The organism is Streptomyces sp. NPDC005574 (genome assembly GCF_040605435.1).
In the GTDB taxonomy this organism is placed as follows: Bacteria; Actinomycetota; Actinomycetes; order Streptomycetales; family Streptomycetaceae; genus Streptomyces.
On sequence record NZ_JBEXCW010000014.1, the window covers coordinates 25,555 to 50,212 of the forward strand.

General features: G+C 70.4%; 19 protein-coding genes and 1 pseudogene. 9 read left to right on the forward strand and 11 right to left on the reverse strand.

Annotated elements, in window-relative coordinates:
- Window positions 1-330 precede the first annotated feature (330 nt).
- From ABZT03_RS12440 to ABZT03_RS12455, 4 genes and pseudogenes are all read right to left on the reverse strand, one after another.
- Window positions 331-1,149: a site-specific integrase gene (locus tag ABZT03_RS12440; protein WP_356037605.1), complete on the reverse strand. Its 819-nt coding sequence runs from the start codon at window positions 1,147-1,149 to the stop codon at window positions 331-333.
- Window positions 1,146-2,831 carry a hypothetical protein gene (locus ABZT03_RS12445; protein ID WP_356037367.1) on the reverse strand — a complete coding sequence of 562 codons (1,686 nt, stop codon included), beginning with the start codon at window positions 2,829-2,831 and terminating at the stop codon, window positions 1,146-1,148. The genes ABZT03_RS12440 and ABZT03_RS12445 overlap by 4 nt, the downstream gene beginning before the upstream one ends.
- Window positions 2,828-4,000 carry a tyrosine-type recombinase/integrase gene (locus ABZT03_RS12450; protein WP_356037370.1) on the reverse strand — a complete coding sequence of 391 codons (1,173 nt, stop codon included), beginning with the start codon at window positions 3,998-4,000 and terminating at the stop codon, window positions 2,828-2,830. The genes ABZT03_RS12445 and ABZT03_RS12450 overlap by 4 nt, the downstream gene beginning before the upstream one ends.
- A 158-nt stretch (window positions 4,001-4,158) precedes the next feature.
- Window positions 4,159-4,590 (reverse strand): annotated as a pseudogene (locus ABZT03_RS12455) (septum formation initiator); the annotation flags it as partial.
- Between the two features lie 571 nt (window positions 4,591-5,161).
- Between ABZT03_RS12455 and ABZT03_RS12460 the strand changes: the two are divergent.
- Window positions 5,162-6,007: an HAD-IB family hydrolase gene (locus tag ABZT03_RS12460; RefSeq protein WP_356037373.1), complete on the forward strand. Its 846-nt coding sequence runs from the start codon at window positions 5,162-5,164 to the stop codon at window positions 6,005-6,007.
- 494 nt (window positions 6,008-6,501) lie between these two features.
- On the opposite strand, the gene ABZT03_RS12465 is transcribed toward ABZT03_RS12460, so the two are convergent.
- Window positions 6,502-7,326 carry an oxidoreductase gene (locus tag ABZT03_RS12465; RefSeq protein WP_356037376.1) on the reverse strand — a complete coding sequence of 275 codons (825 nt, stop codon included), beginning with the start codon at window positions 7,324-7,326 and terminating at the stop codon, window positions 6,502-6,504.
- A gap of 101 nt (window positions 7,327-7,427) precedes the next feature.
- Here ABZT03_RS12465 and ABZT03_RS12470 point away from each other — a divergent pair, with 101 nt between their 5' ends.
- A complete protein-coding gene (locus tag ABZT03_RS12470; RefSeq protein ID WP_356037378.1) occupies window positions 7,428-8,408 on the forward strand; it encodes an ATP-binding protein in 981 nt (326 codons plus the stop codon).
- A 194-nt stretch (window positions 8,409-8,602) separates the two neighbouring features.
- Here ABZT03_RS12470 and ABZT03_RS12475 read toward each other — a convergent pair whose 3' ends face one another.
- Window positions 8,603-9,874: a hypothetical protein gene (locus ABZT03_RS12475; RefSeq protein ID WP_356037381.1), complete on the reverse strand. Its 1,272-nt coding sequence runs from the start codon at window positions 9,872-9,874 to the stop codon at window positions 8,603-8,605.
- Window positions 9,875-10,215: 341 nt separating this feature from the next.
- On the opposite strand from ABZT03_RS12475, the gene ABZT03_RS12480 reads away from it, so the two are divergent.
- The 6 genes from ABZT03_RS12480 to ABZT03_RS12505 all read left to right on the forward strand — a co-directional run bounded on the left by ABZT03_RS12480 (window position 10,216) and on the right by ABZT03_RS12505 (window position 18,603).
- A complete protein-coding gene (locus ABZT03_RS12480) occupies window positions 10,216-12,747 on the forward strand; it encodes a SulP family inorganic anion transporter (protein WP_356037384.1) in 2,532 nt (843 codons plus the stop codon).
- A gap of 347 nt (window positions 12,748-13,094) precedes the next feature.
- Window positions 13,095-15,053: an acetate--CoA ligase gene (gene acs / locus ABZT03_RS12485; protein ID WP_356037386.1), complete on the forward strand. Its 1,959-nt coding sequence runs from the start codon at window positions 13,095-13,097 to the stop codon at window positions 15,051-15,053.
- A gap of 247 nt (window positions 15,054-15,300) precedes the next feature.
- On the forward strand, window positions 15,301-16,776 hold the full coding sequence (gene nhaA / locus ABZT03_RS12490; protein ID WP_356037389.1) for a Na+/H+ antiporter NhaA: 1,476 nt from the start codon (window positions 15,301-15,303) through the stop codon (window positions 16,774-16,776).
- Between the two features lie 79 nt (window positions 16,777-16,855).
- Entirely contained in the window at window positions 16,856-17,344 is a 489-nt protein-coding gene (locus tag ABZT03_RS12495; protein ID WP_356037392.1) for a phage holin family protein, read from the forward strand.
- On the forward strand, window positions 17,341-18,291 hold the full coding sequence (locus tag ABZT03_RS12500) for an alpha/beta hydrolase (RefSeq protein ID WP_356037396.1): 951 nt from the start codon (window positions 17,341-17,343) through the stop codon (window positions 18,289-18,291). Before ABZT03_RS12495 ends, ABZT03_RS12500 begins: the two co-directional genes overlap by 4 nt.
- Window positions 18,292-18,420: 129 nt before the next feature.
- The gene (locus tag ABZT03_RS12505; RefSeq protein WP_356037399.1) at window positions 18,421-18,603 is read left to right on the forward strand and encodes a hypothetical protein; all 183 of its coding nucleotides are present in this window, start codon (window positions 18,421-18,423) and stop codon (window positions 18,601-18,603) included.
- Between the two features lie 11 nt (window positions 18,604-18,614).
- On the opposite strand, the gene ABZT03_RS12510 is transcribed toward ABZT03_RS12505, so the two are convergent.
- The 3 genes from ABZT03_RS12510 to nth all read right to left on the reverse strand — a co-directional run bounded on the left by ABZT03_RS12510 (window position 18,615) and on the right by nth (window position 21,686).
- Entirely contained in the window at window positions 18,615-19,814 is a 1,200-nt protein-coding gene (locus tag ABZT03_RS12510; protein WP_356037402.1) for a MarP family serine protease, read from the reverse strand.
- A gap of 119 nt (window positions 19,815-19,933) precedes the next feature.
- Window positions 19,934-20,629 carry a CoA pyrophosphatase gene (locus ABZT03_RS12515; RefSeq protein ID WP_356037405.1) on the reverse strand — a complete coding sequence of 232 codons (696 nt, stop codon included), beginning with the start codon at window positions 20,627-20,629 and terminating at the stop codon, window positions 19,934-19,936.
- Window positions 20,630-20,681: 52 nt separating this feature from the next.
- Window positions 20,682-21,686 carry an endonuclease III gene (gene nth, locus ABZT03_RS12520; RefSeq protein WP_356037408.1) on the reverse strand — a complete coding sequence of 335 codons (1,005 nt, stop codon included), beginning with the start codon at window positions 21,684-21,686 and terminating at the stop codon, window positions 20,682-20,684.
- Window positions 21,687-22,018: 332 nt separating this feature from the next.
- On the opposite strand from nth, the gene ABZT03_RS12525 reads away from it, so the two are divergent.
- Window positions 22,019-22,693, forward strand: a complete 675-nt coding sequence (locus ABZT03_RS12525) for a Crp/Fnr family transcriptional regulator (RefSeq protein ID WP_356037411.1) — start codon at window positions 22,019-22,021, stop codon at window positions 22,691-22,693.
- 268 nt (window positions 22,694-22,961) lie between these two features.
- Here the strand turns inward: ABZT03_RS12525 and ABZT03_RS12530 are convergent, their stop codons facing one another.
- Together ABZT03_RS12530 and ABZT03_RS12535 are read right to left on the reverse strand one after the other, a co-directional pair.
- Window positions 22,962-23,792: an MBL fold metallo-hydrolase gene (locus ABZT03_RS12530; protein ID WP_356037414.1), complete on the reverse strand. Its 831-nt coding sequence runs from the start codon at window positions 23,790-23,792 to the stop codon at window positions 22,962-22,964.
- Entirely contained in the window at window positions 23,789-24,658 is an 870-nt protein-coding gene (locus ABZT03_RS12535; RefSeq protein ID WP_356037416.1) for an NUDIX hydrolase, read from the reverse strand. Before ABZT03_RS12535 ends, ABZT03_RS12530 begins: the two co-directional genes overlap by 4 nt.

Consider the following 24,658-nt stretch of genomic DNA (forward strand, 5'->3'; position numbering starts at 1 on the left):
TATGGGATTCACGCCAGCACCACCCCCAGAAGATGATGACATCCCTGTATTCCCCACAGCGCCACCACCCGAGGAACCACCCCCTCCGCGGCGATTCCAAATCCGACCTCGCTTGGTGTTCCCTGTAAAGCGCAAGGACAAAGCGGGGTTCACGTTTGAACTTCTGGAGCAGGGTTCCAGGTTGAGTGAATGGCCCGACCTGGAAAGCGCTAAGGACGAAGCGGAGAGAATCGCAAGTGGGCAGCCAGTCGAGTTCACGGTGCTGCCCACGAGGGTCGGCGACATGACTGCGCAATTGAACTTCAAGGTTTGAGCAATGCGTGGCTTGTGTCACCCCTGGCGACCGGTGGCAGGCCGGAAGTCGGGCATGCCGAGGTGGACGACACCGTGCCGTTCGGTGAGGCGGTTCATCGCGGTGAGCTTGTCGTTCGCCGCGGCGAGGCTCACCTCCAGGCCCGCGATCTCGCCGAGCCAGCCCTGTTGCTGGGCCTCGGCGACGCGGGCATGAAGGTTGTCGATGATCTCGTGCAGGCGGGGCGCCTGCGCGGGGTCCGGCCGTAGGGCCGGACATCGGATGCAAGCGTGCTCATGGACGCAGGGAGATCCGAAGTCTCTGGTGCAGATACCGAGTTCGAGCTTCCGCAGCTCGAAGTGGCCGAGGAATTCCTGCCACTCCTCTGGGGTGAGATCGCGGTATTCGGCGCCGGGCCGCAGGGCCCGCCGGCGGGCGATGAACGCCCGGTGGTGGGCGATCACGTCGTCGGAGTAGATCGCGGCATAGCGCATGGTCGTGTTCACGTTGGTGTGGCCGAGGATCTTGGCGGCGATGTGCGGGGGCAGGCCGGTGCGGATCGCGTCGGTCGCGAAGATCCTTCGGAAGTCGTGCGGGGTGAACCTCAGCGGCTCGCCGCTAGCATCGGTCAGCCCGGAGGCCAGCAGGATGTTGTCGATGCACCGGGCGACGAAGTTCCGGTTCGTGGCGGAGTCCCGCATGTAGATCCGTCGCTGGAAGAGGAACGGCAGCAGCGGGCTGTGGACGTGTTCGTGGTGGTCGTAGCGGGAGACGAGAGGCAGGACCGCCTTCCCGTTCCGGACACGGTGGATGATCGTGGTCAGGACGTCGCCTAGTTCAGGGGAGACCAGGATCAGCCGCTCACGGTCGGTCTTGGACGGGCGACCTGGAGCATCGGGACGACCTCGCCGGTGCTGGGCAGGGTGTAGGCGACGAAGCTGTGGTGGGTCAGCTCCATCAGCTCCTCGACCCGGATGCCGGTGTGCCGCAGAACCTCGACGATGGCCCAGCCCCAGAACGCTTCGTCCTCCTCCAGGCCGAAGTTCCGGCGGCGGCCGGTGCTTGCGTCGAAGACGAACGTGGTCTTGGCGATATCGCCGCCACCGCGGATGAACGTCTCGCCGTCGACGATGAACCGTTCGCCGGGGGTGACGGCCCGCGCGGCTTCGACCCGGCCGACGGCTTCCTTCTTCAGCCGCTCGGCCGTGGCGACGAGGGTCGGGAGGACGGGTGCCCGCTGCCGCGTGCGCTGGTGCATTCGGGCTTTCGACGCGCGTTCACGCTTGGTGCCCACGCACTCATTCGCGCGGATCGGGCAGGGGACCGCCCATGCGCCCCATCGGGCCGGATCAGTGACCGCCCACTGGGCCAGATCGAGGTAGAAGGCCCGCAGCGCGAGCATGATCCGCTCGGGTTTCTCCCGCTTCTGCCCCTTCCGCTGCTTGCTCTCCCGGATGGTCTTCAGCCGGTGCTTCCAGGCGGCCGCGACGTCTGGGGTCAGGTCGATGCTGTCGATGCCCGGGTGGTGTTTCTCCAGGTCGCGCCAGTAGGTGAGGCAGAGCGTGCTGGCCAGGCCCCGCAGTGAGGTGTAGTCCAGCTCGGGCTTGCGGATGGTGAGGTAAGCGATCAGCAGTTCGCGGACGCGTGGGGAGACGATCCGGTAGGAGTCCACCATCTGCTGGACGGTCCGCTGACCGTGGGCTCGTGCGGCGGCGAGGGAGGGCGGTGCGTCGTCACCGAGGATGCCCATCTCGAACAGCAGTGTGTAGAAGAGCGTGACGTGGCGGGCGGCGCGGTGGCTGACCCGCATGGCGGCGGCGAACTCCACGGAGTCGTCGGCGGTGATGTCCGCGATCCGGCCGCCTTTGTTCAGCAGGATCATCGCGACGCAGTTCATGGCACCGGTGCGGCACTGCCCGGTGCGGTCGGTCTTGTCACAGTGCGCTTCCAGCTGGGCGAAGCCGTCCGGGTCGATCATGAGGCGGGTCTGGCTGAGGGTGAAGTTGAAGTGCTGGGCAAGCAGCCACCGGTAGGCGGGCCGGATGACCTGGCCGACCAGGAGAGCCATCATGCCGGTATGGATCTCGCAGGTCAGCGACCTGATGGACCGGCTGCCGGGGTCGGGGTAACTGGCCACGACCTGGTCAACCCAAGTGCGCTGGGCATCCTCCAGGCCGCCGTTGATCCATCGCTCCTGCCAGGTCGCGCCCTCGAACTGGGCCAGCCACTTCAGCAGGGCCCGGGCTGAGCGGCGGCGCCGGCGGTAGTGGTCGTCGTTGCCCCGGAACGGAAGCCGTCCGATCAGTTCGATGACTCCCTCGACGTCCAGCTCGGTGCGGTCCCAGGTGACCGGGGTCGTCCTCGGGGTGGGGACGCGGTCGCCCTCGGAGGCTTCCGCCAGAAGCTCGGCGAACTCGGCGGCGGTCAGGTCCCGCCGCGGGGCCTGGTGCCCGGAGTGGCGGAACTGCGTGCGCCGGTCGGCGGGGACGCCGATCTCCTCGGAGGCAAAGACCTCCTCGAACGTCTCCGTCTCGCTCATGTCAACATCCCTCCGAACAGGGCGTCGAAGACCTCCGGGCGGTAGCCCGGGGCCGGCTGCGGGGCGGGGCGTTCGGGCGAGCGGGCCGCCGCGTGATGGGCGAGCATCTTGGCCACCACGTCCTCCTGGCGGGGTTCGAGGTAGATCTGTGTGGACGTGATGTGCGCGTGTCCGAGGACCCATTGGACGTCGGCGAGGGACAGCTGAGGGTCGTCGATCATGCGGTGGGCTGCGGTGTGCCGCAGGTCGTGCAGAGTCCAGTTGGTGCCCAGGGTCTTGTTCGCCCTCACCAGGACCGCGCGGAAGGCCGCGTAGTTCAGTGGCCGGACCGGGCACCGCCGCGTCACCCACAACGGCTTGCCGGGGCCGAAGCGGACGCCGTTCTTGCGGGCGGCCTGCTGGTAGAGCCGCAGCCAGACAAACGCGTCCGCCGAGGCCGGAAGCCATTGGAGTTCGCGGGTGCCCTTGCGGTGGACGCCGATCAGCTGCTGTCCGATGTCAACGAACTGGCCGGTGACGCCGAGGAGTTCGGAGGCGCGGGCACCTGTGGAGACGTAGAAGGCGAGGACCGCGCGGTCCCGGTCGCTGGGCATCCTCGCGAACAGTTCATCGAAAAGCCGGTCGGGGATCGCACGGGGAATCCGCTTGGGCTCCTTCTGCCGGTAGGGAGCCCGACGGTGGCGCTGGTAGAGCTCCATCGGGTTGTGGTGGGCGTGCAGCCGTCCGGCGGCGTCGGCCGCCCTCGGCCGGGGCACCGGGTTGACGATCGGCCCCCGGCCGGCGACCGACTGGAAGTCGTAGAACTCCTTCACCACGGTCAGGTTGTGGTTGATGGTCCTGGGCGCGTATCCGGTGCCCGTGTAGCGCTTGCCCGTGGTGATGTTCACCGAGCCGGGCCGCGGCGCGTCCGGCCGCCGTCGCCTCGCGGGCTTGCGGGCCTGCTGGAGCCACAGCACGAAGTCCCGGACCTCTGTCCGGCCGGCTCGCTCCCATGGGTGCTCGATCGCCCAGAGAAAGCGCTGCCAGCGCAGCAGAGCCCGCCCGTACGACTTCAGCGTCTCCATGCTCAGGTCCCGGGCGCGGAGGTCCTTGAGGAAGTCCGAGACGGCCGCGACCTCCTGGTCCTCGCGATCGGTGACCCGGTACGGCTGTACGGGATCGTCGACCACCGCCAACCGCCCGACCTGAGGCACGACGAGATTGGCCACATCGCGGCCCGGTTCGAGAAGCATGCCGGAATACTGACAGCAGGACGACCCTCATCCGCACCAGATTCACCCCTGCCGGTGACCTGCATCTTTGGCAGATTTAGTTCGGTCAACATGCCCCCTGCCCCGCCCCGGCCGCCGATGACGCCGACGGTGAGCGCGGGCCGGCCCACCCCCTCGGCCACGTCGGCGATGCGGTCGACCAGCCACTGCTCCCCGTCGGGCAGCATCAGGACATGGTCGGCGCCGATCTCGACGGCTCGCTGCCAGACACCCGAGTCGTCCTGGTCGCGACCGACCAGCACCACCCCGCGTCTGCTCGCCGCTCCCCGCACCCGCCGCGCCGCGTCGTCGCCGACCAGGACGAGCGGCGCCGCCTCCCAGCGGCCCCCGCGCTCGGGAACTCCGTGGTGGACCTCGGGTGTGGCGCCCGCAGCGGCGCACAGTCGCAGCAGGTCGTCGAGCAGTTCGGCGTCCTCGGTGACGATCAGCGGTGCGCCCTGCCGCCCTCCGGCGGCGGGCGGTGGATCGTGTGTGACGGTTCCGGCCACGGTCTGTCTCCCCCTTCGCTGCATCTTTCGCGCAGCCACTGCGGCCCCGCGATTCCCAGACATGTGAAGAACCGGCGAGCGGCCTCCATATGTGCGGCCGATACGAACCGGCCAAACGCCTCCGACTAACCGGAACCGGCCATGAAGTCGGCATCGGCGGGAAGCGCTGGAATCACGGTGCAGCGATCCGGGAAAACGTGTGGATCTTGGTCGATAACTGTGGACAACTCGACGGCTGTGAATATCAGCTTCACCCATACCGGTGACCCCTGTGCACAACGCCGTACGACTTCCACAGCGCAGCACGACGACTACACAGCGTGAGGGATCGTGAACATGCGAGCGGGGCGGCCTCGGCCGCCCGGCAGCGGCAGGACAGCCGCACACAGAAAGGGAGAAACCCACCCGGACATGCGACGACCCCCGCCGGGGGGGAGAGCGGGGGTCGCCTTCACGGCCGACTCGGGGGGGGAGGAGCCGGACCGCGTTAGCACGGTCGCGAACGATCCGTGACTTCCATGGTGTACCCGAGAGGCCTCTCAGGCAAACCAACGCGCCTACCTTACGCCGAATGGGCTGCGCCTATGCTCGGGGCGTGGAAAACCACTCCTTGCCCCGCACAGCGGCCTTCTTTGACCTGGACAAGACGGTCATTGCGAAGTCGAGCACGCTCACCTTCAGCAAGTCCTTCTACCAAGGCGGCCTGATCAACCGCAGGGCCGCCCTGCGCACCGCATATGCCCAGTTCGTGTTCCTCGCGGGCGGCGCCGACCACGACCAGATCGAGCGCATGCGCACGTACCTGTCCGCGCTGTGCCGCGGCTGGAACGTCCAGCAGGTCAAGGAGATCGTCGCCGAGACACTGCACGACATCATCGATCCGATCATCTACGACGAGGCGGCCTCCCTCATCGAGGAGCATCACACCGCCGGCCGTGACGTCGTGATCGTGTCCACCTCGGGCGCGGAGGTGGTCGAGCCCATCGGTGAACTCCTCGGCGCGGACCGCGTGGTGGCCACCCGGATGGTCGTGGGAGACGACGGCTGCTTCACCGGAGAGGTGGAGTACTACGCGTACGGGCCGACGAAGGCGGAGGCGATCAGGGAACTGGCCCTGTCCGAGGGATACGACCTGGAGCGTTGCTTCGCGTACAGCGACTCGGCGACCGACCTGCCGATGCTGGGGGCGGTCGGTCACCCGCACGCCGTGAACCCCGACCGGACCCTGCGCCGCGAGGCCCTCGCGCGCGGGTGGCCGATCCTCGACTTCCACCGCCCGGTGCGGCTCAAGCAGCGGTTCCCCACCTTCTCCGTACCGCCCCGCCCGGCGCTCGTGGCGGCAGCGGCGATAGGCGCCGCGGCCGCCACGGCGGGCCTCGTCTGGTACGCGAGCCGGCGCCGGACGGCGGTGGCCTGAGCGCGCCCGCGCGACATCCCGCGGCACGCCCCGCGCCCCGCGCCCCCTGGTGAGCCTCACCGACGACCGGTGCGGCCACCCGGCGCCGGACACACGGCAGTTGCTCCGCAATTTATTCGGTCCGCTTTTGAACTGTTTGAGTCTAAAAGCAAAGAACCGCAGCCAGGGGTTCCGCTTGCCCGGGACCAGGAGTACAAAGGGTTTAACGGCCCGCGAGACCAAGGACATCCGCGAGGATCACCTTCAATACGCATTCCGGCCCCACGGACCGCGCATGAACACCGAGCACCCACGCGACGTCGACCCGTCGATTACGGGCCAGCCGCACCAGGTGACGGGCAAAGTCCCGACCTGATGGGCGACACAACGAGGACGCCTGGTAACCCGGTGAACATGCCAGCGGCGGTACGACAACTCGTACCGCCGCAACCCTTTTCGGCCCTCTGCGCGAGGGCCGATTCCTCGTTGTTGCGCCGCCTTGGTACGCCGCGTTGTTACGCCGCCCCGCGCTGGAGCGCCTCGCACACGGCGGTGGACTCCCGCGCCCCCAACTCCACCGCCCGGCCGCAGTGCCCGATCCAGGCGGCCATGCCGTCGGGGGTGCCGGAGACGTATCCCTCGAGCGCCGCCAGGTAGGCCGCACGGCCCAGCTCGGCGTGTCCGACCTCCGCCGGGCAGACCGACTTGGGATCGAGGCCACTGCCGACCAGGACGATCCGCTCGGCCGCGCGTGCGACCAGGCCGTTGTGGGAGGTGAAGGGGCGCAGCGCGAGGAGCTCGCCGTGCACGACCGCGGCCGTCACCAGCGCCGGCGCCGAACCGCCCGCGATGATCAGCTCGGAGAGCCCTTCGAGGCGACCGGACACCTCGGCGGGGCCCGGCAGCGGCAGCTCGATCAGTGGTTCGTCGACCGGCTCGCCCTCCTGGCGCGGACGACCGACGTCGTCGCCCTTGCCCGCGGCCGCGACCAGGTGGAGCCGGGCCAGCACACGCAGGGGTGACTGGCGCCAGATGGACAGCAGTTGTCCCGCTTCGGCGCTCAGCCGGAGGGAGGCACCCACTACGCGTGCCTCGACGTCACCGCTGAAGTCGGTACGCCGGCGCACCTCTTCCAGGGCCCAGTCCGCACCGGACAGCGCCGCCGACCCGCGGGAGCCGCGCAGGGCCGCCTCGGCGGTGATCTCGTTGCTGCGGCGCCGCATGACCCGGTGCCCGTAGACCCGGTCCACTGCCTTGCGCACGGACTCCACGGACTCGGCCACCCCGGGCAGCGCACCCAGGGCCGCGAGCGGATCGGCGGTCGCGCCTGTCGTACTCATGAGTACGACCCTACGCACCCGGGCGGCACACCCCACGATGGAGTGGTCTTCTTCACGCCCGTCTGACACGTACAGCTATGACTCGACTACGCTTCGTGAACATGAAAATTGCTTTCGTCGGGAAGGGCGGCAGCGGCAAGACCACGCTGTCGTCCCTGTTCATCCGCCATCTCGCGGCCACCGGCGCCCCGGTCGTCGCGGTCGACGCCGACATCAACCAGCACCTGGGCCCCGCGCTCGGCCTGAACGAGGCGGAGGCCGCGGCGCTGCCCGCGATGGGTGAGCGGCTGCCCCTGATCAAGGACCACCTGCGCGGCACCAACCCGCGGATCTCCTCGGCCGACGAGATGATCAAGACGACCCCGCCCGGCGAGGGCTCACGGCTGCTGCGGGTGTGCGAGGACAATCCGGTCTACGACGCCTGCGCCCGGCCGGTGGAACTCGACGGCGGCGCCGTCCGTTTGATGGTCACCGGGCCGTTCACCGACGCCGATCTGGGAGTGGCCTGCTACCACTCGAAGACCGGCGCGGTGGAGCTCTGCCTCAACCACCTCGTCGACGGCCCCGGCGAGTACGTCGTGGTCGACATGACGGCGGGCTCGGATTCGTTCGCGTCCGGCATGTTCACCCGCTTCGACATCACGTTCCTCGTCGCCGAACCGACACGCAAGGGGGTCTCCGTCTATCGCCAGTACAAGGAGTACGCCCGCGACTTCGGCGTGGCCCTGAAGGTCGTCGGCAACAAGGTGCAGGGGCAGGAGGACCTCGACTTCCTCCGCGCCGAAGCCGGGGACGACCTGCTCGTGACGGTGGGTCACTCGGACTGGGTGCGCGCTCTGGAGAAGGGCCGGCCGCCCCGGTTCGACCTCCTGGAGGACGCCAACCGGCGAGCCCTGCACCTGCTGCGGACGGCGGTCGATTCGACGTACGAACTGCGGGACTGGGAGCGCTACACGCGGCAGATGGTGGACTTCCACCTGAGGAACGCCCGGTCCTGGGGCAATGCGCGCACCGGGGTCGACCTGGCGGCGCAGGTCGACCCGGACTTCGTGCTCGGCGAGGAAGTGTCGGCGAACGCCTGACGTGGGAGAGGGCCGGGCCGGAAACAGGCGTCCGGCAACCGGGCGCCTGACGCCGGCCCGGTCCGGTCCGGACAGGCTCCGGCAGCCGATCACAGGACCGGACCCGCCCGGACGACACCGGGCAGGCACGCCCGGAGAGCCCGCCGGGCAGGCACGCCACGTGCCCGCCCGGTCGGAGCCCGCGCCTGGCGGCCCTACTGCTTCACCGCCGGAGCTCCGGGCACGCCCTTCGGGGCCGGGGCCGGGTGGTCCGCCAGGAAGGACGCCCAGCCCTGCTTCGGGGCCTCGCCGACGTTCAGGGTGCCCAACTTACGGACGACCTGCGGGTCCTGGGCGTCCAGCCAGTCGGCGAGCTGCCGGAAGGAGACGCACCGCACCTCCGGCTTGGTGCACACCTGCTCGACGACCTCCTGGACGGCGCGCATGTAGGTGCCGCCGTTCCAGGACTCGAAGTGGTTGCCGATGATCAGGGGCGCCCGGTTGCCGTCGTAGGCCCGGTTGAACCCCTTGAGCAGGCCCTCACGCATCTGGTCGCCCCAGAACTGGTACTTGGCGGGGTCGCCCTGGGTCGTGGTGCCGGACTGGTTGACCATGAAGTTGTAGTCCATGGTGAGCTGCTCGTAGGTGTGCCCGGGGAAGGGCACGAGCTGCATCGACAGGTCCCACAGGCCCTTCTTCTTCGCCGGCCAGACCTGCTGGTCGACGCCGCTGGTGTCATAGCGGAAGCCCAGCTCGCGGGCGGCGGCCATGAAGTTCTTCTGGCCTTCGAGGCACGGGGTCCGGGCGCCGACGAGTTCCCTGTCGTAGTCGAAGGGCAGCGGGGCCGCATTCTTCATGCCAGTGTTGGTCTTCCAGGACTTCACGAACTGCTTCGCCTGGGAGATCTCGTCCTTCCAGTCGTCCACCGACCACTCGCCCACTCCGCCGTTCTTGCCGCAGAAGTGGCCGTTGAAGTGGGTACCGATCTCGTTGCCCTCCAGCCACGCCAGGCGCAGCTGCTTCACGGTGTCGGAGATGCCCTGCTCGTCGTTGAAGCCGATGTCCGAGCGGCCCGGGGAGTGCTGCGGCGGCCGGTACAGGTCTCGCTTGGCCTCCGGCAGCATGTAGACGCCGCTGAGGAAGTACGTCATGGTCGCGTTGTTCGCCTGCGCGACCTTGCGGAAGTGGGAGAAGAGCCGCTGGCTGTCCTCGCCGGCGCCGTCCCACGAGAAGACCACGAACTGCGGGGGCCGTTGACCGGGCTTGAGGCGCTCGGCTCTGGGCAGGTGGGGCTGCGCTCCGGTGTACGCGGTGGAGCCGTCGCCGATCAGGCGCATCACGCTCTTCGGCGCGGGGGCCGGCTTCGCCTTCTGCGGGCCGGAGGCCCCTGTCTTGGAAGCGTCGGTGCCGATCGCGCAGCCGGCGAGCGACACCGCACAGACCGCGGCGACCACGGCGCCCGCGGCGAACCTCTGGGTGGCGGCCATGTTCCGCCCACCTTCTTCCTTCTCTCAGGCCAACGCCGGTGAGGGCGTTCTCTGGTGCCGTCTGCCGCGGTGGGCCGACAGCGCCGCCAAGGTCGCACGGGACCGAGAAGGAATTAGTACGACAAGCCGATGAAATAACCGCCTCACCCTAATGGGTGCTTCGTTACCCCATTTGCGCATTAAGTCTATGCCATTGCTTTACTCTGCATTACGATCCATTTACTGAGCGTCAATTCATCCCGCCGCTGCATGCCGTGACCCCACGGCCGCGACCCGACCCCCCGTCACGGGCGGGGGACCACCTGATCCGCGACCGCGCTGCCCCGGAGGAGACGGGAACCATGTCTGCCTGCGTCCCCACCCGCACCACCGACCCGAGTCGGACCGAGCGCACCCCCTCGTCCCACAGCCCGCCACCGGCTCCGCCCCGGCGTTTCCGCGTCGAGGGCGCCGACCTGTCGGCCTCGATCGCCGTCTTCCTGATCGCACTCCCGCTGTCCCTCGGCATCGCCCTCGCCACCGGTGCCCCCCTCCAGGCGGGCCTCGTGGCGGCCGCCGTCGGAGGGCTCGTCGCCGGGCGGCTCGGCGGCGCCCCGCTCCAGGTCAGCGGACCCGCCGCCGGCCTCACAGTCGTCACCGCCGACCTCATCCACCACTACGGGTGGCGAACGACGTGCGCCATCACCGTCCTCGCCGGGCTCGCCCAGATCGGCCTCGGGTGTCTGCGGGTGGCCCGTACGGCCCTCGCCGTCAGCCCCGCAATCGTGCACGGGATGCTCGCCGGCATCGGCGTCACCATCGCCGTCGCCCAACTGCACATCGTCCTGGGCGGCACCCCGCAGAGCTCCGTCCTCGACAACCTGATTTCGCTGCCCCGCCAGTTGGCCGACTTGCAGCCCGCCGCCGTCTCGGCGAGCGTGCTGACGCTGGCCCTGCTGCTGCTTTGGCCACGGATTCCCGGGCGGGTCGGACGGCTCCTGCGCAGGGTTCCGGCCGCGCTCGTCGCCGTCGCCGGCGCGACCCTGGCCGTCTCGCTCGCCGGGCTCACGCTGCCCAAGGTCGATCTGCCCTCCTGGAGCAGCCATGCCCTGGCCGGGCTGCCCGAGGGGCCGGTGCTCGGCGTCGCCGCCGCCGTGCTCACCACCACGCTGGTGTGCAGTGTGCAGTCACTGCTCGGCGCGGTCGCCGTGGACAAGTTGGCGGCCGGGAGGCCGGGCCTGTCCGCCCGGGTCGGCCGGTCCGACCTGAACCGCGAGCTGTTCGGCCAGGGCGCCGCCAACATCGTCTCCGGCGCGCTCGGCGGCCTTCCGGTGGCCGGGGTCGCCGTAAGGAGTTCCGCGAATGTGAACGCGGGTGCGGTGAGCCGGAACTCCACGATGCTGCACGGCGTTCTCGTAGTAGTCGCCGCACTGCTGATGGTCCCGGTCCTCGAGTTCATCCCGCTCGCCTCGCTCGCCGCCCTGGTGATGGCCGTCGGCATCCAGATGGTGTCCCTGCACCACATCCGTACGGTGACCCGCCACCGAGAAGTGCTCGTCTACGTCGTCACCACACTCGGCGTGGTGTTCCTCGGCGTCCTGGAAGGCGTGACGCTGGGCATCGCCGTCGCGGTCTCCGTCGCCCTGAACCGCCTCGCCCACACCCGGATCACGCATGAGGAGAAGGAAGGAGCCCACTACGTCCACGTACGAGGCCAGTTGACGTTCCTCGCCGTGCCGCGGCTCAGCCGGGCCCTGCATCTCGTGCCTCAGGGGACCCACGCCGTCGTGGAGTTGGACGGATCGTTCATGGACCACGCGGCCTACGAGGCACTGCACGACTGGCAGAACACGCACATCGCGCAGAGCGGGTCGGTCGAGCTGACCGGCCGCCACCCCGGGAGGCGGGACAGCGAGCCGGCGTCCTCCCACGCCCACGCCCTCGACCTCTCCCACGCCCTCGGCCTCGTTCCGGCGGAGGTGATCCCCCTGGGGGACTGCCGGTGCAGCCCCTGGACGCCGTGGCGCAACCACCAGTGCGACCTCCCGCAGCTCGCACCACCACCCGGCGCACAACTGAACAGTGCGGCAGCAGCCGACACCGAGACCGACGCGATCGGCAGACCCGAGCACATCAGCACGTCCGGCACGTCTGGCGGGCCCGACCAGTCCCGTAAGCCCTGCGGCATCGGCGGGATCGGCGAGTCCGCGACCGGCCGCGGGTCCGGCGGGGACGAACTGGCCCGAGGCATCAGCGCGTTCCACCGCAACACCGCGCCCCTGGTCCGGGGCGAGCTGGCGCGGCTGGCGCGCGAGGGGCAGCAGCCCACTCAGCTCTTCCTCACCTGTGCCGACTCACGGCTGGTCACGTCGATGATCACTTCCAGCGGACCCGGGGACCTCTTCGTGGTGCGCAACGTGGGCAACCTCGTTCCGCCGCCCGGCCAGGAGAGCGGGGACGACTCGGTGGGCGCGGCCCTCGAATACGCGGTGGACGTGCTCAAGGTGCGCTCCATCACGGTGTGCGGGCACTCCGGATGCGGGGCCATGCAGGCGCTGCTCTCCTCCGAGCCGGGCGGCGTGCAGACCCCGCTGAAGCGGTGGCTGCGACACGGGCTGCCCAGCCTGGAGCGCATGGCCGACGACAGCCGGCCGTGGGCCGGACTGGCCGGGCGGGCACCCGCCGACGCGGTCGAGCAGCTCTGTCTGACCAACGTGGTCCAGCAGTTGGAGCACCTGCGCGCCCACGAGTCGGTGGCCAGGGCGCTGCGGGAGGGTGAGCTGGAGCTCCACGGGATGTACTTCCACGTGGGTGAGGCCCAGGCGTACCTGCTCGCCGAGGCGGACGAGGGCAAACTGTTCGACCACGTCCGGGCGGCCGACCTGCCCGTGTGAACAATGCCTCGTCCGGCCCGGGGCCGCGCTCGAGGTCACGGCACCTTTCCCGTGACCTCGGGCCGGCCCCGGCCAGGCCGTGCCGCCCCCGCCGCCCAGCACGCGCCCCCTCACGAGCGCCCCCGCCGACGGCCCGAACGCGAGGAACGGGGCGGAAAGGCGCACCCGGGGCTGAACTCCGGCTGACCGGCGTCCGTGGGAACCATTGACTCCGGCCACGGAGACCAGCACGGCAACTCAGGAAGCAGAGGTCTAAACCAATCGTCGGTCGACCCTTGTCATCGGACCCCCCGGTCTGATGAGCTGTGGCCTGGGACACAACGGACACCCCGGGAAAGGCAGATGCCGTGAGCAACGAAAGCCTGGCCAACCTGCTCAAGGAAGAGCGCAGGTTCGCACCCCCCGCCGACCTGGCGGCGAACGCCAACGTCACGGCGGAGGCGTATGAGCAGGCCAAGGCTGACAGGCTCGGTTTCTGGGCCGCGCAGGCCCGTCGGCTGACCTGGGCCAAGGAGCCGGCCGAGACCCTGGACTGGTCGAACCCACCGTTCGCGAAGTGGTTCAAGGACGGCGAGCTCAACGTCGCGTACAACTGCGTCGACCGTCACGTGGAGGCGGGCAACGGGGACCGGGTCGCCATCCACTTCGAGGGAGAGCCCGGCGACGGCCGCGCCATCACCTACGCCGAACTCAAGGACGAGGTCTCCAGGGCGGCCAACGCGCTGCTGGAACTCGGGGTGCGCAAGGGCGACCGGGTCGCCGTCTACATGCCGATGATCCCCGAGACCGCGGTCGCGATGCTCGCCTGCGCCCGCATCGGGGCGGCGCACTCCGTCGTCTTCGGCGGCTTCTCCGCGGACGCGCTCGCCACCCGGATCAAGGACGCGGACGCCAAGGTCGTCATCACCTCCGACGGCGGCTGGCGGCGCGGCAAGCCCTCGGCGCTCAAGCCGGCCGTCGACGACGCCGTCGAGAAGGCGGGCAACGTCGAGCACGTGCTCGTGGTCCGCCGTACGGGCCAGGACGTCGCCTGGAACGACGAGCGGGACGCGTGGTGGCACGAGATCGTCGACCGGCAGTCCGCCGAGCACACGCCGGAGGCGTTCGAGGCGGAGCACCCGCTGTTCATCCTCTACACCTCGGGCACCACGGGTAAGCCGAAGGGCATCCTGCACACCTCCGGCGGCTACCTCACACAGACGGCGTACACCCACCACGCGGTCTTCGACCTCAAGCCGGAGACCGACGTCTACTGGTGCACCGCCGACGTCGGCTGGGTGACCGGCCACTCCTACATCGTGTACGGGCCGCTGGCCAACGGCGCGACGCAGGTCATGTACGAAGGCACCCCGGACACCCCGCACCAGGGCCGCTTCTGGGAGATCGTGCAGAAGTACGGCGTCACCATCCTCTACACGGCGCCCACGGCCATCCGCACCTTCATGAAGTGGGGTGACGACATACCCGCGAAGTTCGACCTGTCGTCGCTGCGCGTCCTCGGATCCGTCGGCGAACCCATCAACCCCGAGGCGTGGATGTGGTACCGCAAGCACATCGGCGCCGACCGCACCCCCATCGTGGACACCTGGTGGCAGACCGAGACCGGCGCGATGATGATCTCGCCGCTGCCGGGCGTCACCGCCACCAAGCCCGGCTCCGCGCAGACACCGCTGCCCGGCATCTCCGCCACCGTCGTGGACGACGAGGCGAACGAGGTGCCCGACGGCGGTGGCGGCTACCTGGTCCTGACCGAGCCGTGGCCCTCCATGCTGCGCACGATCTGGGGCGACGACCAGCGGTTCCTCGACACCTACTGGTCACGCTTCGAAGGCCGCTACTTCGCCGGCGACGGGGCGAAGAAGGACGACGACGGTGACATCTGGCTCCTCGGGCGCGTCGACGACGTGATGCTCGTGTCGGGCCACAACATCTCCACCACCGAGGTCGAGTCGGCGCTCGTCTCGCACCCGTCGGTCGCCGAGGCGGCCGTGGTCGGCGCGGCGGACGAGACGACCGGGCAGGCCATCGTGGCCTTCGTCATCCTGCGCGGCACGGCGAACGCCGAGGACGAGGGACTCGTCGCCGATCTGCGCAACCACGTCGGCGCCACCCTCGGCCCGATCGCCAAGCCCAAGCGGATCCTGCCGGTCGCGGAACTGCCGAAGACCCGGTCCGGAAAGATCATGCGCCGCCTGCTGCGGGACGTGGCGGAGAACCGTGAGCTCGGTGACGTCACCACGCTGACCGACTCGACGGTCATGGACCTCATCCAGACCAACCTCCCGAGCGCGGGCAGCGAGGACTGAGCACAGGAGCAGCGCACGAGAGCCGCGCACGAGGACTGTGTGCGGCCCTCCGGGGCACCCGGCGATCAGCACGCCGGGTGCCTTTTCGGCGCCCATGGCCTGCCCTGATGAGAGAATTGCCGGGTTCCTCCCCGCGCCTTCCCGCGCACCTTAGGTAAACTAAACAAAGCAAGAGCGATAAAAAAGGTGCGCCGGGAAGTCTGGTCGGCATGTGATGCGTGCTGCCCACCGACTGGAGGTCTCGCCCGTGACCGCCCCCCGCTCCTCCCCTTCCCGCAGCGTTCTCGGACGACTGTCCCTGCCCGAGCGGAACTTCGTGGCGGACGCGCTGCGCACCGAGACCGTCGGCGGTGTGCTGCTGCTCATCGCCACCATCGCCGCGCTGACCTGGGCGAACGTGCCCGATTTCGGCGACAGTTACGCGACCGTCAGCCACCTCCACTTCGGCCCCGAGGCGCTCGGCCTGCATCTGTCCGTCGCGCACTGGGCCGCCGACGGGCTCCTCGCGGTGTTCTTCTTCGTCGCCGGTATCGAGCTGAAGCGGGAACTCGTCGCAGGTGACCTGCGCGACCCGAGGGCCGCCGCCCTGCCCGTGGTGGCCGCGCTGTGCGGCATGGCCGTACCGGCACTCGTCTACACCGTCGTCAACCTTGCCGGCGGCGGCTCACTCGGGGGCTGGGCGGTGCCCACCGCGACGGACATCGCGTTCGCGCTGGCCGTGCTCGCCGTGATCGGCACCTCGCTGCCGAGCGCGCTGCGCGCCTTCCTGCTGACCCTCGCCGTCGTCGACGACCTCTTCGCGATCCTGATCATCGCGGTGTTCTTCACCGACACCATCCACTTCGCCGCGCTCGGCGGCGCCGTCGCCGGTCTCGTCGTCTTCTGGCTGCTGCTGCGCAAGGGCGTGCGCGGCTGGTACGTGTACGTGCCGCTCGCCCTCGTCATCTGGGGGCTGATGTACAACAGCGGCATCCACGCCACCATCGCCGGCGTGGCCATGGGCCTCATGCTGCGCTGCACCACCCGCGAGGTCACCGGTCCGAGCGGGCCGCAGCAGGAGGAGCACTCCCCCGGCGAGCGCGTCGAGCACCTCGTGCGCCCCCTGTCGGCGGGCCTGGCCGTGCCGCTGTTCGCCCTGTTCAGCGCCGGTGTGGCGATCTCCGGCGGCGCGTTGGGCGATGTGTTCGGCAGGCCGGAGACGCTCGGCGTGGTCCTCGGGCTCGTCGTCGGCAAGACGATCGGCATCTTCGGCGGGACCTGGCTGACGGCCCGTTTCACCCGGGCCTCGCTCAGCGACGACCTCGAATGGGCGGACGTCTTCGCGGTGGCGACCCTGGCCGGCATCGGCTTCACGGTCTCCCTGCTGATCGGGGAACTCGCCTTCGCCGGCGACGCCGTACTGACGGGTGAGGTCAAGGCCGCCGTGCTGACCGGGTCGCTCGTCGCGGCCGTCCTGGCGACCGTCGTACTGAAGATCCGGAACGCCAAGTACCGCAGGATGTGCGAGGCGGAGGAGCGCGACGAGGACCTCGACGGGATCCCGGACATCTACGAGGAACACGACCCGGCGTACCACCTGCGGATGGCCGACATCCACGAGCGCAAGGCCGCCGAGCACCGTCGGATCGCCGCCCTCAGGACGGCGGAACGGGAGGCCGCCGCGCGCCACGGGCTTGCCGAAGTGACGGGCGGGGCAGGCGAGGACGGCGACAGTCCGGCATGATCTGACGGGACGGTACAAAAGAACACGTCCGCGGGCACGCGGAAGTCACGCAGAAGTCAGGCAGATGAGGGAGACCGCGATGAGCGCACCCGACGGCAGCCCGGTCGGCGCAGAACGCAGCATCGGCCAGCTGTTCGCCTCGGCGACGACCGAGATGTCGGCGCTGGTGCACGACGAGATCGCGCTGGCCAAGGCGCAGCTGAAACAGGACGTCAAGCGGGGCGCGACGAGCGGCGGCGCGTTCTCGCTGGCCGGCGCGGTCCTGGTGTTCTCCCTGCCGATGCTGAACTTCGCGCTGGCGTACGGCATCCGGACCTGGAGCGACTGGAACCTCGCGGTCTGCTTCCTGCTGTCCTTCGCGGCGAACGTGCTCGTCGCCGGTCTCCTCGCGCTGGTCGGCGTCGTCTTCGCGAAGAAGGCCAAGAAGGGCCAGGGCCCGCAGAAGGTCGCCGCCTCGGTGAAGGAGACGGCGGGCGTGCTCCAGAAGGCCAAGCCGCATCCGCGGCCGGAGCTGCCGCAGGACCGTGGCCGCGAGGCCATCGAGGCTGTGGCACGCTCGACCTCATGACGGATCCCGCCGCCCCCTGGGCGCAGCCTGCCTCGGTCGTACGCATCGACCTCCCCGGTGGGCAGGAGGTCACCCACCGGGACGTCGCCGCCAACGGCGCCCGCTTCCACATCGCCGAGCTCGGGGACGGGCCGCTGGTGCTGCTGCTGCACGGCTTCCCGCAGTTCTGGTGGGCCTGGCGGCACCAGATGGTGGCGCTGGCCGACGCGGGATTCAGGGCCGTCGCCATGGACCTGCGGGGCGTCGGCGGCAGCGACCGCACCCCGCGCGGCTACGACCCGGCCAACCTCGCCCTCGACGTCACCGGCGTGATCCGCTCGCTGGGTGAGCCGGACGCCGCGCTGGTCGGCCACGACCTGGGCGGATACCTGGCGTGGACGGCGGCCGTGATGCGCCCCAAGCTGGTGCGGCGGCTCGCGGTCTCCTCCATGCCGCATCCCCGGCGCTGGCGCTCGGCGATGCTCTCCGACGTCAAGCAGACCTCCGCGGGTTCCTACATCTGGGGGTTCCAGCGGCCCTGGCTGCCGGAGCGCCGGCTCCTCGCCGACGACGGCGCGCTGGTGGCCCGGCTGCTGCGGGACTGGTCGGGGCCCGGCCTGCTGGACGAGGAGGCGGTCGAGACGTACCGCCGCGCGATGTGCATCCCCTCCACGGCGCACTGCTCGATCGAGCCGTACCGCTGGATGGTGCGGTCGATGGCGCGTCCCGACGGCATCCAGTTCAACCGCCGGATGAAGCGCCCGGTGCGGGTGCCGACCCTCCACCTGCACGGCTCGCTCGATCCCGTGATGCGCACCAGGAGCGCGGCCGGCTCCGGGGAGTACGTCGAAGCGCCGTACCGCTGGCGGCTGTTCGACGGGCTCGGCCACTTCCCGCACGAGGAGGATCCGGTGGCGTTCTCCACCGAACTCGTCAACTGGCTGAAGGACCCCGAGCCCGATCGGTGACCGGGTGGACGCGCCCGGTATCCATGGACGGGAACACCTGTCCTACGAACGGCCACTTGCCCGGCGCATAGGCCAATTGGCCGCCTGCGGGGCGGTTATCGACCTTGGGGCGGGGGCAGACGTCGGGGTATGGGCTGGACGCACGACTACAGTGACGCGGCACGCAATCGGCGCTCGGGCGGTGGCCTGAGTTCCCACCATCGAGGCGGTGCCCCGCAACTGACGGGCACGGATCTCCGCGTCGGAATCCCGCGCATCCTGCGTCGCCGGGCCCGCTGGGTCTCGGTACGCCTGCGTCATCCGCGAGGCTGACCCGGCCCGGATCACAACGCGCAGCTGTCGCTGTCCACTTGCTGGTTCGCGGTGCGACCCTTGACGATGTCCTCCCGGATCTCGTCGGCGGTCAGCGCGTAACCGGTGTCGGCGTCGTCGCGCGACTTCGCGAACACCACGCCGTACACCTTGCCCTGCGGGGTGAGCAGCGGACCGCCGGAGTTGCCCTGGCGCACGGTCGCGTACAGCGAGTAGACGTCACGGCGCACGGTGCTGCGGCGGTAGATGTCCGGCCCGCTGGCCTTGATGCGGCCGCGGACGCGCGCGGCGCGGACGTCGTACGACCCGTTCTCCGGGAAGCCCGCCACGATGGCGCTGTCGTTGCCGGCCGCGTCCGCGGACGAGAACCGCAGGGCGGGCGCGGTGAGATCCGGTACGTCGAGTACGGCGATGTCGCGGCGCCAGTCGTAGAGGACGACCGTGGCGTCGTACTTCCGGCCCTCTCCGCCTATCTGGACGGTGGGTTCGTCGACACCGCCCACGACGTGCGCGTTGGTCATGACGCGGCGTGAGCCGAAGACGAAACCGGTGCCTTCCAGGACCTTGCCGCAGCTCTGCGCGGTGCCCATGACCTTGACGATGGAGCGCTGCGCGCGGGAGGCCACCGCGCTGTCGGCGAGGGCCGGGTCGGGCGGCTGAACGTCGGTGATCGGCTCGTTCGCGAACGGGCTGAAGACCTGCGGGAAGCCGTTCTGCGCGAGGACGGAGGAGAAGTCCGTGAACCAGGTGTCGGCCTGGTCGGGCAGCGCCCGGGCGACCCCGGTCAGCACCTTGGAGCTGCGGACCTCCTTGCCGAGCGTCGGCAGGGTGGTGCCCGCGAGCGCGGAGCCGATCAGCCAGGCCACGAGGAGCATCGCGACGACGTTGACCAGGGACCCGCCGGTCGCGTCGAGGGCGCGGGCCGGGGACCAACTGATGTGCCGGCGCAGCTTGTTGCCCAGATGCGTGGTCAGGGCCTGGCCGACGGAGGCGCAGACGATGACGACGACCACCGCTATGACGGCGGCGGTCGTGTTGACCTCGGCGTTGTCGGTCAGTGCGTCCCAGACCACGGGCAGGAGGTACACGGCGACGAGACCGCCGCCCAGGAAACCGATCACCGACAGGATGCCGACGACGAAGCCCTGGCGATAACCGACGACCGCGAACCACACGGCGGCGACCAGCAAAAGGATGTCGAGCACGTTCACCGGTTCGAGCCTCGCCTCATCACTTCGCGGTCACCTCTGGTCGGCCGGGGGACCGGCCCACCGCGAAGCGGCACACGGACGCAGCATCCCCCGGAAAGACACACACGGCAGACAGCCTGTCATGACCGCCAGTCGAGCGGGACCTGCTTCTCACGGTCCCAGGGGCGCTCCCAGCCCGCGAAGTGCAGCAGGCGGTCGATCACGCCCGCCGTGAAGCCCCACACGAGGGCCGATTCGACCAGGAATGCCGGGCCCCGGTGACCGCTGGGGTGCACGGTGGTCGCCCGGTTGGCGGGATCCGTGAGATCGGCCACGGGGACGGTGAAGACGCGGGCGGTCTCGTTGGGATCGACGACTGCGACCGGGCTGGGCTCGCGCCACCAGCCCAGGACGGGCGTCACGACGAACCCGCTGACCGGGATGTACAGCGCGGGCAGCACGCCGAACAGCTGGACGCCGCTCGGATCGAGCCCGGTCTCCTCCTCGGCCTCGCGCAGGGCCGCCCGCAGTGTGCCGTCGGCCTTCGGGTCGCCGTCCTCCGGGTCGAGGGCTCCGCCGGGGAAGGACGGCTGGCCGGCGTGGGAACGCAGGGAGGTGGCCCGCTCCATGAGCAGCAGCTCGGGGCCGCGCTCGCCCTCACCGAACAGGATGAGGACGGCCGACTGGCGCCCCGCGCCGTCCGCCGGGGGCAGGAAACGGCTGAGCTGCAACGGCTCCACCGTCTCGGCGGCGTGCGCCACCGGGTCCAGCCAGGCGGGCAGGCCCTCCTTGCTGAGTGTCACCGGGCCGCCCTGGGTATGGCTCGCTCGCGTCATCTCCACCCCCGTTCTCTCTCGCTCAACGCCCGGCCCCACGGAGATCGTTCCGTCATCCCGCCCCCAGCGGAGGGGCGGGCCTGCCGCCGGCGTCGAGGTACGACTGCGGGGGCTTGAGGCGCTGGCCCGGGAAGCCGCCCTTCTCGTACTTGAGCAGCTTCCTCGCCTTCTCCGGGTCCGTCTCGCCCTCGCCGAACGCGGGGCACAGCGGGGCGATGGGGCAGGCTCCGCAGGCGGGTTTGCGGGCGTGGCAGATGCGGCGGCCGTGGAAGATGACGTGGTGGGAGAGCATCGTCCAGTCGGTCTTGGGGAAGAGCGCGCCGACGGCGGTCTCGATCTTGTCGGGCTCGGTCTCCTCGGTCCACCGCCAGCGCCGCACCAGCCGCTGGAAGTGTGTGTCCACGGTGATGCCGGGGCGGCCGAAGGCGTTGCCGAGCACGACGAAGGCGGTCTTGCGGCCGACGCCGGGCAGCTTGACGAGGTCCTCCAGCCGGCCGGGCACCTCGCCGCCGAACTCCTCCACCAGCGCCTTGGACAGCCCTATGACGGACCGGGTCTTGGCCCGGAAGAACCCGGTGGGCCGGAGGATCTCCTCGACCTTCTCCGGGTCGGCCGCGGCCAGGTCCTCGGGGGTGGGGTACTTGGCGAAGAGACCGGGCGTCGTCTGATTGACCCGCAGGTCGGTGGTCTGCGCGGACAGCACCGTGGCGACGATCAGCTGGAAGGGGTTCTCGAAGTCCAACTCCGGGTGGGCGTACGGGTACACCTCGGCGAGCTCGCGGTCGATGCGGCGGGCCCGGCGGACGAGTGCGGTACGGGACTCGTCCTTCAGAGGGGTTCGCGCCTTCGCCGGGGTTTCCGTCCTGGCGGGCGTGCGCGTCTTGGCGGGCGTCGTCGACTTCGCCGGGGCCGCTTTCTTCACGGAGGCCGCACTTTTCGCCGCGGCCGCGTTCTTCACTGCGGCCGCGTTCTTCACCGGGGCCGCCTTCTTCACCGAGGCTGCCTTCTTCACCGGGGTCGCCTTCTCCGCCGGAACTGCCTTCTTCCTCGGGGCCACCGGCGCCTTCTTTGCTGCTTTTGCCGTTTTCCCGCCACCACCGGGGGCCTGTTCGCCCACAGCGGAATCGCGACGTACAACCACCCGCTCAGCCCCCTCGGTCTGTGCTCCCACCGGCGATTTGGACACCCGGCCAGCCTAGAGCCCGGCACTGACATCCGCCTCGGACCCTGAAGATCGGCCCCCAATTGGACCCCTGCCGCTTACCCCGGGACACCTGTGCGGCATCCTTGTGACAGATCACACTGTTTGGACCGTCCGGCAAAATGGGGAACACGGTCCCCTGGTAGCGGGGACAAGATCCCCTGAGCAGGTCGACAAGGAGAGAACTCGTGGACGACGTTCTGCGGCGCAATCCGCTCTTCGCTGCTCTCGACGACGAGCAGGCCGCGGAGCTCCGCGCCTCCATGAGTGAGGTGACCCTCGCCCGCGGAGACTCGCTGTTCCACGAAGGCGACCCCGGTGACCGGCTCTACGTCGTCACCGAGGGCAAGGTGAAGCTTCACCGCACGTCCCCGGACGGCCGCGAGAACATGCTGGCCGTGGTCGGCCCGGGCGAACTCATCGGCGAACTGTCGCTGTTCGACCCCGGCCCGCGCACGGCGACCGCCACCGCGCTGACCGAGGTCAAGCTCCTCGCCCTCGGCCACGGCGACCTCCAGCCCTGGCTGAACGCCCGGCCCGAGGTGGCGACCGCCCTGCTGCGCGCCGTCGCACGCCGGCTGCGCAAGACCAACGACGCCATGTCGGACCTCGTCTTCTCGGACGTCCCGGGCCGCGTGGCCCGCGCCCTCCTCGACCTGTCCCGCCGCTTCGGCGTGCAGTCGGAGGAAGGCATCCACGTCGTCCACGACCTCACGCAGGAGGAGCTGGCCCAGCTGGTCGGCGCGTCCCGCGAGACCGTGAACAAGGCGCTGGCCGACTTCGCGCAGCGCGGCTGGCTCCGCCTGGAGGCGCGCGCGGTCATCCTGCTGGACGTGGAGCGACTGGCGAAGCGCTCGCGCTGACCCGGGTCCGGCGCGTGTGGCCGCCCTCCAGGGCCGCCGCGCGCCGTCGCGCCCGCGCGCGTAGAGGGCCGGCACCCTCCGGAGCGGCCCGGCACCCGTGGTCGTACGGAATCGCGCCAGGCCGCCCGGAGCCGTGCCGCAGACCGGCCGCACGGCACCGACCCCGAGGCACGCGCGCGTAGGGCACGCCTTCCGGCCTGTGGCCGCCACCGCGCAGGAGACCGACGGGGACCTCGCCCTCCCCTGCTGCCCCGCCCGGCGGGCTTGGTCAGATGAGGCCGTGTTCTTCCAGGTACTCCAGTTGGGCGCGCACCGACAGTTCCGCCGCCGGCCACAGGGAGCGGTCCACGTCCGCGTACACGTGTGCGACGACCTGGGACGGGGTGCGGTGGCCGTCCTCCACGGCGGTCTCGACCTGTGCGAGGCGGTGGGCGCGGTGGGCGAGGTAGAACTCGACGGCGCCCTGCGCGTCCTCCAGGACGGGCCCGTGGCCGGGCAGCACGGTGTGGACGCCGTCGTCGACCGTCAGGGACCGCAGCCGCCGCAGCGTGTCCAGATAGTCGCCGAGGCGGCCGTCTGGGTGCGCCACGAGCGTCGTACCGCGGCCGAGGACGGTGTCGCCGGTCAGGACCGCACGGTCGGCCGGAATGTGGAAGGACAGGGAGTCCGCCGTGTGCCCCGGCGTGGGAACGACCCTCAGCTCCAGGCCGCCGACGCCGACCGCGTCCCCGGCGGCGAGCCCCTCGTCGCCGAGCCGCAGCGCCGGGTCGAGCGCCCGCACCTTCGTGCTGGTCAGCGCGGCGAAGCGTACGGCGCCCTCGGCGTGGTCCGGGTGGCCGTGCGTCAGCAGGGTCAGGGCGACGCGTTTGCCGGCCTTCTCGGCGGTGTCGACGACGTTGGCGAGGTGTCCCTCGTCCAGTGGGCCCGGGTCCACCACGACCGCGAGCTCGGAACCCGGCTCGGACAGGATCCAGGTGTTCGTCCCGTCCAGGGTCATCGGGGAGGCGTTGGGCGCCAGGACGTTCACCGCGCGCGCGGTGGCGGGCCCCGACAGGGCGCCGTCGCGCGGCCGTCCGGGAAGGGCTGCTGCGTCCGTCATGCGGGGGCTCCACCGGTCGGGATGTGCTTGGTGAACTCGTCGTGCCCGGGCCAGGACAGGACGATCTCGTCGCCCTCCAGCCGGGCCCGCGCCAGGACAGGGGTCAGATCGCGCGCGGGGGCCGCGGTGAGCGCCTCGGCGGCCGTGCCGTACGGGATCAGCAGGCGCAGGGTCGCGATGGTGGGCGGCAGCATCAGCAGCTCGCCCCTGTCGTACCCGGCGGCCGCGTCCTCGGGCCGGATCCACACCGTGCGGTCGGCCTCCGTGGAGGCGTTGCGGGTGCGCTGGCCCTCGGGGAGGGCGGCCACGAAGAACCAGGTGTCGTAGCGGCGGGCCTCGAACTCGGGGGTGATCCAGCGGGTCCAGGCGCCGAGCAGGTCCGAGCGCAGGACCAGTCCGCGCCGGTCGAGGAACTCGGCGAAGGACAGGTCGCGGGCGACCAGCGCGGCGCGGTCCGCCTCCCAGTCCTCCCCCGTCGTGTCGCCGACCACGGAGTCGGCGGTCGGGCCGGCGAGCAGGACGCCCGCCTCCTCGTACGTCTCCCGGACGGCCGCGCAGACGATCGCCTGGGCCTCCGCCCCGCCGACGCCGAGCCGGTCCGCCCACCACGCGCGCGGGGGACCCGCCCAGCGGACGTGATGGTCGTCGTCGCGCGGGTCGACGCCTCCGCCGGGATACGCGTACGCGCCTCCGGCGAAGGCCATGGAGGCGCGTCTGCGCAGCATGTGGACGACCGGGCCGCCGTCGGTGTCCTTGAGGAGCATGACGGTGGCCGCCCGCCTGGGGGTGACCGGGGTGAGGGCGCCGTCCGTCAGCGCGCGGATGCGGTCCGGCCACTCCTGGGGATACCACTGCCCGTTCGCCAT